This window comes from Algibacter luteus, from assembly GCF_030344935.1.
Taxonomy (GTDB): Bacteria; Bacteroidota; Bacteroidia; order Flavobacteriales; family Flavobacteriaceae; genus Arenitalea; species Arenitalea lutea.
In genome coordinates this window covers 1,227,924-1,244,889 of record NZ_CP128313.1, presented here as the reverse complement: position 1 = coordinate 1,244,889, position 16,966 = coordinate 1,227,924, and the positions used below count along the sequence as shown (strand labels likewise).

Sequence of the window (16,966 nt, the reverse complement as noted above, 5' to 3'; positions counted from 1 at the left end):
ATTATGAATCACGCAAAACGCGCAACAGAATTTAATAAAGACGAAGCTAAAGTCAATTGGCACGATAAAGCTTTGTGGTATGTAAGAGAAAAACGGGATAAATCTGCTCATAATGTTCAAGGGTGGGAATATTTGAGACAATTAGGGTCTGAAATTAAAGCCAATGTATTATCTAATTTAGATGAATATTTAATTCAGTTTGAATCAAATGCCAAAAAAAATGGCGTACATGTGCATTGGGCAGCTAACGCGCAAGAACATAATGAAATAATACAAAGTATTCTAGAAAAACACAATGCTAAAAAAGTAGTAAAAAGTAAATCTATGTTAACTGAAGAATGCCATTTAAATCCATTTTTGGAGGACAAAGGGATTGAAGTTATAGACACAGATTTAGGCGAACGCATTGTACAATTAGCCGAAGAACCACCAAGCCATATTGTTTTACCAGCCATTCATAAAACCAAAGAAGAAGTTGATGTTTTGTTTCAAGAGCACTTGGGAACAAAACCTAGCCAAGGCAATCCTGAATATTTAGTTAGTGAAGCTAGAAAGCATTTAAGAGACAAATTTTTAAATGCAGATGTTGCCATTACTGGGGTCAATTTTGCCGTGGCAGAAACTGGTGGATTTGTTGTTTGTACTAATGAAGGTAATGCCGACATGGGCGTGCACTTGGCAAAAGCACATATTGCATGTATGGGTATAGAAAAAATCATTCCTGAAGAAAAACATTTAGGTGTATTTTTAAGGTTGTTAGCTAGAAGTGCAACTGGACAACCTATTACTACCTATTCGTCGCATTTTAACCAAGCTGAAGAAGGTAAAGAACTGCATATTGTTATTGTAGATAATGGTAGAACAGAACAATTAAGTAGGGAAGATTTCAGAGCTTCTTTACATTGTATCCGTTGCGGTGCTTGCATGAATACTTGCCCAATATACAGAAGAAGTGGTGGACATAGCTACGATTACACAATACCAGGACCCATCGGTTCTATTCTTTCTCCGGGCAAAGACTTGAAAAAACACAGTTCACTACCTTTTGCTTCTACCCTTTGCGGTTCCTGTTCTAATGTTTGTCCTGTAAAAATAAACATCCATGAGCAGTTATATAAATGGCGACAAGTCATTGTAAAGGAAGAGAAACAGCCCATTGTAAAAAAATCAATTCTTAAAACAGCTGGAATGGTTTTATCTAAACCTAAATTATATAAAATAGCTGGAAAATCAGCACGATTTGCGTTGAAGCATGCGCCAAAATTTATGATTTACAATAAATTAAATGCTTGGGGAAAAGCTAGAGATTTACCTGAAGTAAAAGGCGATAGTTTTGACGAATGGTATAAAAAAAGACAGAAGAATGAGTAGAGAAGCCATATTAAATTCAGTAAAAAAGAACAAACCTGAATTACTTCCATTACCAGAAATTAATGAAGTTAAGTTTAAAGAAGATGTTGATTTAAAAGAAACTTTTAAAAACAATGTTGCCTTAGTTGGTGGAAATATTATTGAAACCACTGTTGCTTCTATTGATGACATTATTAAAGCTCAGTATCCTGATAAAACTAATATTGTTTCTACAACAAATAAATCCAAATTAGGAACAATTTCGGTTGATAAAAATACAGACCCACATACGCTAGAGCATATTGACTTAGCGATTGTGGAAGGTGAACTTGGAGTTTCTGAAAATGGTGCTATTTGGGTGACCGCAAGCAATAGCGTGGTGAGAGCGCTTCCATTCATTACTAATGATTTGGTAATTATATTAAATAAAAAAAGCATTTGCTTACATATGCTTGATGCTTATAAAGTTATAGATAACAGAGATAGAAACTTTGGTGTATTTATATCTGGACCATCTAAAACAGCTGATATAGAGCAGTGTCTAGTAGTTGGTGCCCATGGCGCTATGAGTTTATCTGTCCTTTTAGTTTAAAAAACAAAAAACACTTTATAAAAAAAGCTCAACTATAAATAGTTGAGCTTTTTTGTATTTAAAATTACGTTTAATAATATTTAGCGTAAACTACACGGGTGTGTAAATATTCTTCCATACCATGTTTTCCATCAGCTCCTCCTACTCCAGACTTTTTCCATCCAGCGTGAAACCCTTGTATGGCTTCAAAATGTTCTCTGTTTACATAGGTTTCACCAAAATGCAAACTATTAGTAGCATGCATAATATTGTTATAATTTTCTGAAAATATAGACGATGTTAATCCAAATTGACAATCATTTGAGAGTGCAATAGCTTCATCTAATGTACCAAATTTCATCACTGGTAATACTGGCCCAAATACTTCCTCTTGAATAATTTCAGATTGTTGGGAAACATTAGTTAAAATGGTTGGTTCATAGAAGTATCCTCTATCAAATTGATTAGGTTGCTTGCCTCCTACTAAAACTTCGGCGCCTTCTTTTTTAGCAAACTCTACCATTTCTGTTATTTTATCTAGCTGCGATTGTGAAACTAAACTACTCATATCGGCGTTAGTTCCTGTTAAGGCATCTTCAATAGTAACCTTGCTCATTTTTTTAGTTAGCTTATCAACAAACTCGTCATAAATACTATCTTGAACATATACCCGTTCTGCGCAGTTACAAACTTGCCCGCTAAAAATTACTTTTGAAGAAACGATGGCATTAAGAGCCAATTCCATATTCGCATCTGCACATACGATTGCTGGCGCTTTACCTCCTAATTCTAGAGAAACTTTTGTAATGTTTTCTGCAGCTGCACTGATTACTTTCTGTCCTGCGCCAACACTACCTGTTAAACTAATAATTCCAGTAATTGGACTTTTAGAAAGTGCATTACCAACAGTTCGTCCCGCACCACAAACAAAATTTAAAACACCTGCAGGTAAATTTATCTTTTGAATAAAATCTGCAAATTCCATTATGGTATTAGGTGCCTCTGAACTTGGTTTAATAACACAGGTGTTTCCGGTTATTAAGGATGCAGCTACTTTACGCGCCATCACGAAAAATGGAAAATTCCAAGGACAAATACCTACTGCAACTCCAATTGGAACTTTATGCAAATAAATATGTTCTTTTTCTCTGTCACTTTGGATGATTTCACCTTCTATTCTTCGTGCCCAACCAGCATTATAATCAAAATAATCGGCTGTTACATCTATCTCAACTTGAGCTAAACCTATAACTTTAGCTTGTTCTTTAGATAAAGTCTCTGCTAAAAACACACGATTTTCTCTAATAACATCTGCCATTTTATGTAAAAAAGCAGCTCTTTGTATGGCTGGTAAAGCTTCCCATGCCGGTTGTGCAGCTTGTGCAGCTTCTAAGGCATTATCGGCATCTTCAACTGTACCTGTAGATATAGTACTTATTACCTCTTCTGTACAAGGGTTTAATATTTCTATTACGGATGTTGCTTTGGAGTCTACAAATTGACCGTTAATATATTGCTTATAATGTTTCATAATTCTGAGTTATTTCTAATACTATCTTTTATGCCAAAAATTTCATTCTTAAATCTTCGACCTGTTCATCATTTATTGGAACCATTTCACCTAATGAATGTCCTAAAACAATTGATTTTGCGCTAAACTCTGCAACTTCAAGATAATCGAAGGTTTGTAATAATTTGTCTCCTGTTACAATTACAGAATCATTTTCTATGATTAAAGCTGTTGGACAATTATCGACAATTTCTGAATTATTATTCTTTCTAAAATGATTGCCATACTTTACAAAATCAATGTCTTGTAAAAATATCCAGCTTTCAGGAATCGTTCTTACATTAAGATATTCTCCCGTTACGCCAAAGGCCATTAAATATGGCGACTGCGTCATTATAATTGAGTTTACATTAGGATTTCGATTGTAAATTTCTTGATGAACCCAAGTTGCTCTACTTGGTGTTTTTCCTTCTTCTCGCTTGCCATCTTTTATTTGCACAATATCTTCTAAATCAATATCCCATCTATTGATTCCTGTTGGCGTAATTAGGAAATCATTTCCTTTTAATCTCATAGAAACTGTGCCATAAGAGCTTATCATTAATCCTTGCTGACAGGAACGTTTTACGATGTTGCAAATCTCTAATCGTTTTTCAACTTCGTATGATGGATATGTTGTGGTTTTCATCTCTGGCAAGACTCCTGTTGCTTGAGCTTCAAACTCATCAATTTGCTGGTCAGTAAGGTATTTAGGTGTTCCTATTTGTGAACCATAAATTATGGTACTAGCACAAAACTCTAAAGCTTCAAAGCGTTCATAAGCATCCGTTAAATCACTTCCCCCTAAAACAGTTCCGTGATTTTCCATTATAATGGCTTTATATCCTTTTTTAAACTCCTCTGCAATGACTTCTCCTAAATCTTCACTTCCTGGCAACCTATAATCTGCATAACCAATAGGTCCACAGATATGTTTTGCTTGTGATATGATATTTGTATTTGGAATTTGTCTAACAATACTGAAAGAAACTAATGCAGGCGGATGCGCATGTATAACAGACTTAATATCTGGTCTTGCTTCATAAATAGCTTTGTGAAACGGAAACTCTGATGATGGTTTATGTTTACCAACCACAGTACCGTCTTTTTGCACACATATGATATCTGATGAACGCAATGAACCTTTATCAATTGCAGATGGGGTTACCCAAATATTTCCATCGTCGTCAATTATTGAAATATTACCACCAGAAGTGGTAGTCATTCCTCTCTTATAAATTCTACTTATTACCTCGGTAATTTGATCTCTAGGGTGTACTAGTTTAATGTTTTTTGACATTTGTTTATATATTCAAGAACTAACTATTATAACAAGTTAATTCTTATGTTGTTTCATTATTTTTTAGAAAGTCTTAACCACTTATAATAAATGGCACATGTTTTTTCAGCGCATAGTTTTTTTTCAAAAACTTAGAATTAAGTTTAGTATCTGAAATAGAAATAGCAGCACCAAGTGCAGAGCCTAATGAGGCATTTGTAGTCCTTAATTTTTTATCCCTAAAATTGTGAGACAAAAGTTTTATAAATAAGTCGTTGTCACTAAAACCACCATCTACATATAGTCCTGATATTACATCATTTCCTATCGCTTTCTTAATGCATTTTATTTGTAGTAAAACCAATTCGGTCATTAATTGATGATATGCATGTTCATATTTATCATAATAAAACTCTGTTTTTTCAGCCATATCAGCATCAATTATACTATCCCATTTAAAACAATGTTTAAAGTCTTTCATGATGGCTAAATAGGTATCATAGTCAAACTTTACGTTTCGGTGATAATCATCATCAACACCAAATTTTTTGTTTAATTTTTCTACCTGTACCTTGTATTCATTTCCTAAAAACAATCGAGATGCTTTTACAGGTTTACCATTAATGCGCATGTAATTGATAACATCGCTATCATCTACTTCTGTAGAAATTGGATTGTCTGTAAACGGATTAAAAGTAATACTCCAGGTACCTGTAGAAATTAAAACAAACTTCTTTTTTATACTCCGTACATACGGCAGTAAAGCCGCAGAGCTATCATGAATTCCAACACCTATTTTAATACGGTTACCATTGTAATTCATATTAATACTTGTTTCTGTTGAAACAATAGGTGGTAAAATTTTATCTATACCTTCATTATAAACCCAGCTATGATAATCATTTTTACTATAATCCCAAAGTGCCGTATGACAGCCTATACTTGTATATTCACTTAATGGAATACCAGTAAAAACATGACTGAGATATTGGGGTAAGTGTAAAGAATATTTTATGTTTTTAAAAACTTCTGGTTTTGAATGCTTCAACCAATATAATTGAAGCCCAGAATTAAGCATACTTAAATCTGCACATCCGGTAGTTTGAAGAAATTCTTCTCTAGGTCCGTACTTCTCAAAAAAAGAAGTAACAATTTCTTTTGGTAAAGGTTTTGTGTAATTATAGAGCGGTGTTAAAGGTTTTCCATATCGGTCTATGTGCACAAAACTAGCCCCATATGTTGAAAAATTAATTGCTTTTACGTTGAATTCTTTTTTTTCTAAAATTCGATCAAATACCTTTTTTAACCATTTTTTTAACGCAGGAAGATTTTCAGTTGGGTGCCCATCTTCATCCTTTATTTCTTCAAACGAAATATATTCTTTGTGGACTTCTTTGAAATCTTTATCAAATAGAAAAAACTTTTTATTTGTTTTTCCTATATCAAAAACTGCAGTTACTTTTTGTTTCATGATTTTGGTTTATAAACCAGTGGCGACTGTGTTTTTACCTCTTTCTTTTATTAAGCTATTTCTAACATCTAAAGCGCGATAAGCTTGTATAGGGCTTAATGCACCACCTCTTTCTAATCTTGCTTTTTCCAATAATGGTCTAACATCTGTTCTATAAGCACCTTGCAATATTTCTTGACACTTTACAACATCGTTATCTATCTGCGCTGCTTTTAATGCTGCTTGATCTATAAGCAATGCTTTAGCATAAGCTTCTTGAATAGCTTCAAGTGATTGAATCAAATCTTCTAATGGGTCTTTAACGTTATGGCTTGCATCAATCATCCACGCTAAATCTGGGTTTTGAGGATTATTTTGCATGCCGTATACTAATTCGTTAAAAATTAAGAATAACGCATAAGGTTTGATACTGCCTACTGTTAAATCGTCATCACCATATTTACTATCATTAAAGTGGAATCCACCTAACTTTCCTTTTAATTGTAAAATTGAAACGATTTGTTCAATATTACTATTCGGTAAATGATGTCCTAAATCTACTAATGTATAGGCTTTGTCACCACAACCATTGGCAAGCATTAAAGAAGCTCCCCAATCTTGAATTACAGTACTGTAAAAATTTGGTTCGTACGGTTTGTATTCAACCAGCATTTTCCAATCGTTTGGTAAACCTTTATAGATATCAATTAAGCTATCTTGTGTATTTTGAAATGCTGTTTGAAAATTATTTTGACCTGGGAAACAAGACCCATCTGCCAACCAAACAGTTAACGCTTTTGAACCTAATTTATCTCCAATTTTTATGACATCCAAGTTATGTTGAATAGCTTGTTCTCTTACAGCTTTGCTAGTATTACTTAAAGAGCCATACTTATAACTTTCAGATGCGTCTTTTTGATCCTGAAACGTATTAGAATTTACGGCATCAAATTTAATATCTAAAGCATTCGCCTTTTCTTTTATAGCATTATAATCTGAAGGGATATCCCATGGAATATGCAATGAAACGGCACCTGCAGTTTGTGTTAAACTGTGCAGCACTCCAATATCTTCTATTTTTTGCTCAAGATTTGATGGTTCTCCAAAAAAAGAAAAGCGCCCGAAACGAGTTCCGCCAGCGCCTAATGCCCAACTTGGGATAGCTACTTGAAAATCTGCAAGTTTTGAAACTATTGCATTAACATCATTTCCTTGATTTGTTAATTTATTTGCTAAAAAATCAAAATTTTGATTATGATTTTCAATTCCCTTTTTATTGTAATTTACAATGTGTTCTTTCTGTATTTTCATGATTAAATTTCTATTAAAAAAAAAGACACTTCCATAAAACAAATCGTTCTACGGAAGTTGTCTTTTTTTTAACTAACTACTAACTACAAATAATTTCATTTTTTATCTTACAAATGCATTGGCCATACCTCCGTCAACATTAATAATGTTTCCAGTAGATTTATCAAGTATCCCTACAAAAGAGAATACGCCATTTGCTATATCATCTGGGGTAATGATTTCGTGTAAAAGATTTCTTTTTGCATAAAATGCTGGTAATTCCTCTACAGTTATATTGTTTGCTTTAGCTCTACCTTCTGCCCAAGCACCTTCCCATATTTTACTTCCTACAATTACACCATCAGGATTAACTGTATTTACTCTTACTTTATCTTTAGCTAATTCGGCTGCAAGTAAACGTACCATATGCTGTTGCGCCGCTTTTGCTGTTCCATAAGCGACATTATTTGGTCCGGCTACTAAGCCATTTTTACTTGCAATGGCAATATAATCGCCTCCAATTCCTTGTTTACGAACAATCGCAGCAAATTGTTTTGCTAAATCGAACTGCCCTTTTACTAATATATTCTGTAATATATTCCAATCTTTATCAGTTGTATCTTCTAGTGGTTTTGAAATAGCCAAACCTGCACTATGTACAATAATATCGACTCCTCCAAACTCAAGAATTGCTTTCTTGTATGCACTTTCTATGGATGCGGTACTGGTTACATCGCATACGGCATATGTTGACACGTCTCTTGCGTAAGTTGCATTCGCCTCAACTAGTGCATCTTCGTTAATATCTGTAAGAACCACATTGGCGCCTTCTGCTGCCAATTTATCAGCAATCGCTTTACCTATTCCGCCTCCTGCTCCTGTTACAAAAGCTACTTTACGCGATAATGGTTTTTCTTTTGGCATACGCTGTAATTTTGCCTCTTCTAGCAACCAATATTCAATATCAAAAGCCTCTTGTCTTGGCAACGAAGTGTATTCTGTTATCGCTTCGGCACCTCGCATAACGTTGATAGCATTGATATAAAACTCACTTGCTACACGCGTAGTTTGCTTGTTTTTTGCAAAACTAAACATACCAACTCCTGGATAAATAATAATAACAGGGTTTGCATCTCGAATGGCTGGACTATTATCTTTTTTACAGGTGTTGTAATAATCTACGTATTCTTGACGGTAGGCTTCAAATGCTGGTTCTAATTTCTTTAAAATCGCATCAGCATCTGATAAATCTTCATTTTTATCTAATTTTAATACTAATGGTTGAATTTTGGTTCTCAAGAAATGATCTGGACAAGATGTGCCCATAGGCGCCAATCTTTCTAAATCATGACTATTAATATATTCCATAACCACATCTGTATCAGAAAAATGACCAATCATGCGTTTTTCAGAAGAACATAATCCTCTAAGTAATGGCATTAATTGGGTTGCTTTTTCTAAACGTTCTTCTTTAGGTAAGCTTTCAACTTTTTGACCACCAAAAACAGAACCTTTTTCTTTTATTTTCTTTGTAATATATTCAGAAGCCATTTCAATAACTTCTAAACTATTCATATAACACTCGTAAGAGGTATCTCCCCAAGTAAATAAGCCATGACTTCCTAAAACAATTCCTCTAATTCCAGGGTTATCGGCCAAACATTTTTCTAATTGTAATCCTAAATCGAATCCTGGTTTTTGCCATGGTACCCAGCCCATGGTGTCTCCCCAAATTTCTTTGGTTACCTTCTCACTATCTTTGGCAGCTGCAACGGCAATTAAAGCATCTGGATGCAAATGATCTATATGTGCAAATGGCAATAAACCATGCAAAGGTGTATCTATTGATGGTGCTTTACTGTCTAAATCATATATACAATGATTAAACAGACCTACCATTCTATCCTCATCATGTAATCCTTGGTAAACGTTTTTTAAATCTCGTAAGCGTTTCGTATATAAACCTGCTATTCCAGATCTTGTTAAAGTTCCTATATCCCCTCCTGAGCCTTTAACCCACATTACTTCAACCTCTTCGTTTGTTAATGGGTCGGTTTCCATAGTTTTACAACTGGTGTTTCCTCCGCCATAATTTGTAATTCTTAAATCTGCACCTAATATATTAGAACGGTATAGAAACAATTCTACTTGGTTATCTCCTAAACTGTTTGCTTTTTTGTCATCCCATAGATAATCTACGTACTTGAAGTTTTTAGTAATGTTTTCCATTTTTTGAATTAGAATAATTAGTGAATCAAAAATAAATAAGGAAATGTTTTTCTCTATCCTGTACTATACTGCTATTCTAAATATTATTCTAAAAATATAATTTTTTCGTAAACCGATTGAATTATTCATTGTTTTTCAATCGATTAGTATTAAATTCTTATCTTTAATTGTTTTCTGCCTTAAAATTGTTCAACAGCACACTTTTTAATATGGTGTGTTTTCGTTTTTAAAAATTAAGTTAAGGGTATTTGTTCTATTTAAAAGATTGAATTATGGAAATACACAAATTTATTAAACTAGATGAGAATTCCAGAATTCCTAAATATCAGCAAATTGTAAATGCTGTTATCTATAATATTTCTACTGGTAATTTTAAAATAGATTATAAAATACCATCAATAAATAGGCTTAGTGAAGATTTATATCTTTCAAGAGACACCGTTGAAAAAGCATATAGTATTCTTAAAGAGAGAAATATAATTACGTCAATTAGGGGGAAGGGTTTTTATATTTCCCGTACTAAATTAATTAAGAAATTAAACATTCTATTTCTTATCAATAAATTGAGCTGGTACAAAATGGAAATCTATCATTCATTTTTAAATAGCATTGGTCCTAACGCTTATATTGACTTACATATTTATCATTGTGATGAATCCTTATTTTTAAATTTGCTTAGTAAACATGAAAAAGCTTATGACTATTATGTTATTATGCCCCATTTTAAAACTGAAAATAGTGAGTACACAAGTACTACAGTGGCTGTAACACAAGCTATGAATAAGATTCCAAAAAACAAATTAATTATACTAGACAATAAACAAATTCCAATTGAAGATAATATTATTACTGTTTATGAGGACTTTGAAAACGATATTAACAATGCTCTAGAAAAGGGGATTAAAAAAATTTCTAGATATAAAAAAATCATTCTTATTTATCCAGAAAAAGCAGTTTATCCTTATCCCAAAAGAATTAAGCGTGGTTTCATGAGATTCTGCGCTAAATATAATTTGGACTTTGATATTTTAAATCGAGTTTATGACGACATGATTCTTTTACAAGGAGATTTATTTATAACCATTGAAGAAGACGACTTAATTAATTTGCTTGAACAAATAAGAGAAAAAGAGTTTGTCTTAGGAAATGATATAGGTATTATTTCATATAACGACACGCCGTTAAAAGCACTTCTTGGAATTACAGTTATTTCAACCGATTTTAGAATCATGGGAGAAACAACAGCAGGTATGATTTTAAATAATGAGAAGGGAGTTTACAAAGTGCCTTTTAATTTTATTGAAAGAAAATCCGTTTAGCTGATAACTAAATATATACTTCTTTTCTTTAAACAAAGTAATCTATACTAATTTGTTTTTGTTGAGATTTTCACGAAAAAAATTTAGTATAAGTACCAAAAAATTAGTTTAATTGTTAATTTCTATATTTATTGCATTATTTAGAATTTTATAATTAATTTAAATTTTTATTAAATTTTTTCTAAATGGATTTATATAAGTTTATAAATATTGACGAGAATTCAAGGGTACCAAAATATCAACAAATTGTTGATTCGGTAATCGAAAATATTTCAAAAGGAAATTTCAATATAGATGAAAAAATACCTTCCATTAATAGGTTTAGTGAAGAATTCTATTTATCTAGAGATACCGTAGAAAAAGCTTATAGCATCTTAAAAGAACGTAATATAATAACTTCAATTCGAGGTAAGGGGTTTTATATTTCCCGTACTAAATTAATTTCTAAAGTCAATATCTTATTCTTAATCAACAAACTAAGTAACTATAAACTTAGAACTTACAACCACTTTATAGATGCCATTGGAGCTAATTCACACACAGATTTACACGTTTACCATTGCGACGAAACCTTATTTTTAAATTTAATTGATAAAAACAAATCGGCATACGATTATTTTATAATCATGCCACATTTTAAAACTGATGATTTAAAACATGTAAGTTTCACTGATAAGGCTTTAAAAGCACTGGAAAAAATTCCACAACAAAAATTAATTATTTTAGATAATATAAAACCTGAAATGAGTGGCGCCTTAGGAGAAGTGTATCAAGATTTTGAAAATGATATATATGGAGCATTAAATGAAGGGCTTACCAAAATAAAGAAGTATCAAAAAATAATTTTAGTGTATCCTGAAAAGGCTGTTCATCCATATCCACGAAGAATTTTACATGGCTTTAGAAAATTTTGCGTTGAACATAATTTAGACTTCGAAATTATAGACAAAGTATACCACGATATGATTCTAAAAAAAGGGGATCTATTTATTACTATTGAAGAAGCAGATTTAGTTAACTTGGTTAAACAAGTAAGAGAAGACGAATATATTCTAGGAAGCGATATAGGCATCATATCTTACAATGATACGCCTTTAAAAGACCTTTTGGGGATTACCGTAATATCAACAGATTTTAAAGTTATGGGAGAAACTGCTGCACAAATTATTTTGAACAAGAAAAAGCTCAAACTAAAAGCGCCTTTTAATTTAATTGAAAGAGATTCGTTGTAACAAAAAACAATTAATTTTTAATTCTGTAAGTACACATTTGTATGCTAGCTGGACTACTTACATCAATATCTTCTTGTAGTTTTTTAAGAGTTCCTGTTTGAATATTCCGTTTAAATACAATTATATTATCTGTAAATTGATTTGCTACTAATAAATAGTTCCCATCAGGAGAAATAGCAAAATTTCTTGGATGTTCTCCATATGTTGGTTCGTGACCTACAAGACTTAAAGTACCTAAATCTTGATTTATTAAAAATATAGATATACTATCTTCATCAGGACCACGATTTGACGCATATAGAAATTTACCATCGGGGGAAATATGTATATCTGCTGCCCTGTAAATATCTTGAATTTGTTGATAAGACAGATAATCTTCGATAAAAGTCAAATTACCATTATTATATTCATAAGCAGTAATTTTACCGCTTAACTCTGCCACACCATAACCAAATTTTCCGTTAGGATGAAATGCAAAATGCCTTGGACCACTTCCAGGTTTCACCTTAATTTCATTTTCATTTTGAAGTACTGAATCTTTGTGATTACTTATAAAATTGAAACCTCGTATTTTATCCGAACCCAAATCTTGAGCAAATAAGAACTTTCCATCAGGTGAAAAGTTTGAAGAATGAATATGCGCACTTTCTTGTCGGCTTTCAATAATGCTACTATCTTTAAATCGAACCACTTGATCGTAAGATTTCAAGCTGCCATTTTGGTTAATTTTGAAAACACTTAAGCTTGGATCTGAATAATTGGAATTCACAAGATACTCACCTGTTTTACTTATCTCTAGATGCGCTGGATTTCTTCCGCCTGAATCTTTCATATTCAAAAGCTTCAGCTTATAATTTATAGAATCTACCGCAAAAGCAGCAATCTTTCCATCATAATTCATCTGACTTTCAACCACCGAATATAGATACTTACCATTTGGCGCTAAACGTAAAAACGATGTATTTATAATACTATCTACTGTGAATTTTAAGGTGCTTTTTCCTGTATGACTATCAAACTCATAAACATGAATGCCTTTACCTGGATTTTTATCAGTAAAACTACCCACAAATAATAAAGTTCTCTCTTTTTCTGTTTTACAACTAATCACATTGCATAGCATTATAAAGAAAACTAATATCTGGTAATATTTCATGTTATCGAATTATATAATTAATTAACAATTAGGTAAATTCTTTTATCTCAAGCAAGCTTCTAATGTAGCCAGTTCTGGTTTTCCTCCACGATTACCACTCCCCGCTGCTGTGTAAATCGTGTTTTCATAAAGTATGGCTTGTGTTCCGTGTCTTCCCGTAATAAGTTTTGGCGCAACTTTCCAGCTACCACTTTTTATATCCATAATTTCAACATCGTTATGTGCTGTTTTTTGACTTGCACTTTCACCGCCAAGAATAATTAAATTTCCGCCATTAATAATAGATGATGCCCCAGCTCTTTGAGTGGGAATATTTGAAGCTTCAGAAAGTGTAACCCATTCATCCTTCTCTATGTAATAAACATCAATTTCCGGAATGGTAAGATTAAATGTTTCATTAGTTTTTGCAGATGAGTTTCTACCACTAGCGCAATAAATATTGTTATTATGAATAGCCGCTTGAAAATGATCTCTTGCTCTTGGAGCATTAGTTAAAACAGTCCATTTACCAGTTTTGAAATTATATTTATCCGCCCAGGACACATGACCTTCCCAATGTCCATCTGTAATACCACAAAATATGTATGCCACATCATCTTTTATTACAATTCCTGCTGAACCTCTTCTTCTAGATTCTGGAATGGTATCTCCCCATATCCATAAATCTTCAATTGGTTTATAAATTAATATTTTATCTAGTGGCGTTTCATGCGGGTATTTACCAGTCATCGCGGCAATAACGTAAATATTATTATTATAATTTACAGCTTGAAAATGATGAATTTCAATTGGGGGTTTGGTACCTTGTGTCCATTTTTCAGTTTTAATATTATAAATATCAACGGGTTTTAAACCTCTTCCTCCAATTAAGTAAAATAGTCCGTTTGCTTCAACAAAACCGCACTCGTGTCTTGCTGATGGCAAATTATATGATTCAACCTGCTCCCATTTAAAATCCTCCAAAGATTTACATTGAAATAAAAAGAAAAGCATCGAAAATAAAAGCAAAAATTGTACGGTATGTTTAATCGTCATAAATTTTTAAACTTTATTTAATATTCTTTATAAAATACGTTATCAGTAATTGGGCCAATGACTTTATTTTTATAAGTCATACTTTCACCTTCACCAATATAAATACTTTTTAATTCTTTTTTTTGATTTAAGGTAATAACTGCAAAAGTTCCTTTAAAAAAGACATCTATTTCTTCATTCTGAAATGATTCATTTTTAGATTGCGTAATAATATATTGAATTAAAGTTTCAGAAGGTGTAGTACTCACAATTTTTAAGCCTTTATACAGTCCGTCTTGTTCAATTTTAGTAACGGATTGAATGGATGAGGTTTCCTTTTCATTATAAGGCTCAAAAACCACTACAAAGGGATTCTCCCATGCCTCGCCTTCCTTTCTAACGACTAAGGTTGGTGTTGGCATAGCGTCATAAGGATTAGGAGACTCGAAAGTAGTTGGCGCTTTTACTTTGGTGTAGGTTCTGTTTTCAAAACCCGGAATATGCAATTGCATAAAAATATCGCCTTGTTTTAATTTTTTTGTATGAAATGTAGCTTTTACATCACTTGTAAACGATTTTGATGTTTTTACATCTTTGAAAAAATGCCATCCTGGATGCCTATAAACTTTGTTACGTTGCCAAGGCGAATCTGCATTCGTCATGTATCTTTTAGGTGTTTTTTGAAAATTTAAATCCTTGTTTTCAAAAACTAATTTATCTCCTATGTTGTGATATAAATAATCATGATATTCATTCGGTAGTCTAGATTTTGAACGAAACACATCCACATAATACCCTGTTGTTGGTGAAGTTCTAATTAAAGCCAAGGTGCGTTCTTGAATTGCTTCGGCCTTATCCCCTTTATCATCTTCAAAACTTGTTAAACTAAAAGAATGATTGGGAGACACCCCTGTTTTACCAACTTCGGGTTCCATAGAAATAAGTTCAATTTTATTCATCCCTAAATTAACCCATCCGCCTTCACCTTGCGAACTCCCATTTACGATAACTGTATTATGAGCAGCAAAAATTCTGGAATAATTTTCATGAAGGTCTACACCATAACGATTTCGGCCGTTATCTACACCTAAAACCTGTCCTTCACCGTATAATTCAATATTCATGCCTTCAGCATGCCCATGTACCATGTGCGCACCACCAACAAAACACATTAAACCATCTTTGGGATTTTTAGTGCTACTTAAATTTCGCTGTAAAACAATACCTGCATGATACACTCTATCAGTCCGAGACAAGTCTACATTTGTAGATGCATTATCAAAACTACCATCGTACCAAAACAAAGCCTCGATACCTTCTCGTTTATATTTCCCTTTACTAATTGCCTTATTAATAAGTGGTGCAAATTTATTTTGAATTTCCGTTAACCCATCCATCTCAGCCAAGGCATATGCATCATCATAAGCTTCATAAGGCACATGAGCATGCCTATGTCCATCTCCCCAACGCACAATTTCATTGTTAGGATATACAAAATAATCTAGTCGCGGTAACGCATGTAACACATTGGGGTGCTTTTCCCCCAATTTTAAGGACGGATCGTATTTATTTAATACCAACATCAACCTTGCTAAAATTGATGTCGTATGGTTTAAATATTGAGATGTTTCTGGCCAGATATCACCTTCATTTTTATAATTTTTAACCATAACGTTTAAGGCATCTTGGTTTTCTGTACTTTCTGTTAAGAAATAGGATAACCATTTTTCTCGCTCCGCTTTATCATCCATTGCTAAGGCATTATACACCAAACTAGGTGCTTCTAAAACACAGTGGTTTGAGCCTGTTTGTCCATAATTTACCGTTAAGTTGGCGTAGGCTTTAAAAACCTTTTGCGCTTCTTCAAAAGGAAAATCCACTTTTTTGTTTATAATAATATCAAAAGCTTTACCCTCTTTTATGAGATAAGGATGGATAAAATCATAAATCAAGGGCAGTCTGTATCCTATAACACGAACTTCTCGAAAGCCATCATACGGAAATAACCAACCACCTCTACTGCGCCAAGTGGATACTTCAGATTGCTGTACTGATTTTAAAAATGAATACAAAATACTACTTGCCATGTAAGCATATTTCTCATCTTGGGTTATGTAGTAAATCGTACCACAATCTAAAGCCACTTGTAAATATGTAATTAAAAGTTCGGCAGGTTTCCAATCCTCATCTGTGGCATTATCCAAATTTTCTTGAACACCATTGCTTACATGTGTTGTTTTTAAAAATGGAGGAAAATGGCTTTGTTGTTTTTCAGACCAATTGAATGGCAATTGTTTTATATAAAATTGTGGGTTTTCGTAAAACTTGTTAACCTCAACATCGGTTTTTAATTTCAATTTTAAATAGATGTCGTTAGCCCAGTTTTGAGTATTTATTTTCTCAAGAATTTGACCACGCTCTTCTGAAGAAACTAAAATAAAGGGGCGTTCTTTGATTTGACTACTCACGCTATTGGTAATCAAAATCAAAAAAACAAGCTTTAATAATTTAAAATTCATGTTATATT

The 16,966-nt window shown here is 32.7% G+C and carries 12 protein-coding genes; 4 read left to right on the top strand and 8 right to left on the bottom strand.

Annotation, left to right across the window (positions count from 1 at the left end; translation table 11 throughout):
• Positions 1 to 3: 3 nt before the first annotated feature.
• A complete protein-coding gene (locus tag O5O44_RS05200; protein WP_289196020.1) occupies positions 4 to 1,371 on the top strand; it encodes a LutB/LldF family L-lactate oxidation iron-sulfur protein in 1,368 nt (455 codons plus the stop codon).
• Positions 1,364 to 1,942, top strand: a complete 579-nt coding sequence (locus O5O44_RS05195) for a LutC/YkgG family protein (protein ID WP_289196019.1) — start codon at positions 1,364 to 1,366, stop codon at positions 1,940 to 1,942. The genes O5O44_RS05200 and O5O44_RS05195 overlap by 8 nt, the downstream gene beginning before the upstream one ends.
• A gap of 70 nt (positions 1,943 to 2,012) precedes the next feature.
• On the opposite strand, the gene aldA is transcribed toward O5O44_RS05195, so the two are convergent.
• The 5 genes from aldA to O5O44_RS05170 all read right to left on the bottom strand — a co-directional run bounded on the left by aldA (position 2,013) and on the right by O5O44_RS05170 (position 9,718).
• Positions 2,013 to 3,452, bottom strand: a complete 1,440-nt coding sequence (gene aldA, locus O5O44_RS05190) for an aldehyde dehydrogenase (protein ID WP_289196018.1) — start codon at positions 3,450 to 3,452, stop codon at positions 2,013 to 2,015.
• A gap of 28 nt (positions 3,453 to 3,480) precedes the next feature.
• The gene (locus tag O5O44_RS05185; protein WP_019386998.1) at positions 3,481 to 4,770 is read right to left on the bottom strand and encodes a class II aldolase/adducin family protein; all 1,290 of its coding nucleotides are present in this window, start codon (positions 4,768 to 4,770) and stop codon (positions 3,481 to 3,483) included.
• A gap of 73 nt (positions 4,771 to 4,843) precedes the next feature.
• Positions 4,844 to 6,220 carry an FGGY-family carbohydrate kinase gene (locus O5O44_RS05180; protein ID WP_289196017.1) on the bottom strand — a complete coding sequence of 459 codons (1,377 nt, stop codon included), beginning with the start codon at positions 6,218 to 6,220 and terminating at the stop codon, positions 4,844 to 4,846.
• 9 nt (positions 6,221 to 6,229) lie between these two features.
• Entirely contained in the window at positions 6,230 to 7,510 is a 1,281-nt protein-coding gene (locus O5O44_RS05175; RefSeq protein WP_289196016.1) for a sugar isomerase, read from the bottom strand.
• Between the two features lie 102 nt (positions 7,511 to 7,612).
• Complete coding sequence (locus O5O44_RS05170) at positions 7,613 to 9,718, bottom strand: bifunctional rhamnulose-1-phosphate aldolase/short-chain dehydrogenase (RefSeq protein ID WP_019386995.1); 2,106 nt, start codon at positions 9,716 to 9,718, stop codon at positions 7,613 to 7,615.
• A gap of 272 nt (positions 9,719 to 9,990) precedes the next feature.
• Between O5O44_RS05170 and O5O44_RS05165 the strand changes: the two genes are divergently transcribed.
• Complete coding sequence (locus O5O44_RS05165) at positions 9,991 to 11,037, top strand: GntR family transcriptional regulator (protein ID WP_289196015.1); 1,047 nt, start codon at positions 9,991 to 9,993, stop codon at positions 11,035 to 11,037.
• 185 nt (positions 11,038 to 11,222) lie between these two features.
• Positions 11,223 to 12,269 carry a GntR family transcriptional regulator gene (locus O5O44_RS05160; protein WP_019386993.1) on the top strand — a complete coding sequence of 349 codons (1,047 nt, stop codon included), beginning with the start codon at positions 11,223 to 11,225 and terminating at the stop codon, positions 12,267 to 12,269.
• A 10-nt stretch (positions 12,270 to 12,279) separates the two neighbouring features.
• Here the strand turns inward: O5O44_RS05160 and O5O44_RS05155 are convergent, their stop codons facing one another.
• Genes O5O44_RS05155 through O5O44_RS05145 form a run of 3 tightly spaced genes read right to left on the bottom strand, consistent with a single transcriptional unit; the run spans position 12,280 to position 16,958 of the window.
• Entirely contained in the window at positions 12,280 to 13,425 is a 1,146-nt protein-coding gene (locus O5O44_RS05155; RefSeq protein ID WP_289196014.1) for a lactonase family protein, read from the bottom strand.
• 42 nt (positions 13,426 to 13,467) lie between these two features.
• Positions 13,468 to 14,460, bottom strand: a complete 993-nt coding sequence (locus O5O44_RS05150) for a Kelch repeat-containing protein (protein WP_289196013.1) — start codon at positions 14,458 to 14,460, stop codon at positions 13,468 to 13,470.
• A gap of 17 nt (positions 14,461 to 14,477) precedes the next feature.
• Complete coding sequence (locus tag O5O44_RS05145; RefSeq protein ID WP_289196012.1) at positions 14,478 to 16,958, bottom strand: endo-acting ulvan lysase-like protein; 2,481 nt, start codon at positions 16,956 to 16,958, stop codon at positions 14,478 to 14,480.
• Between the last annotated feature and the right edge of the window lie 8 nt (positions 16,959 to 16,966).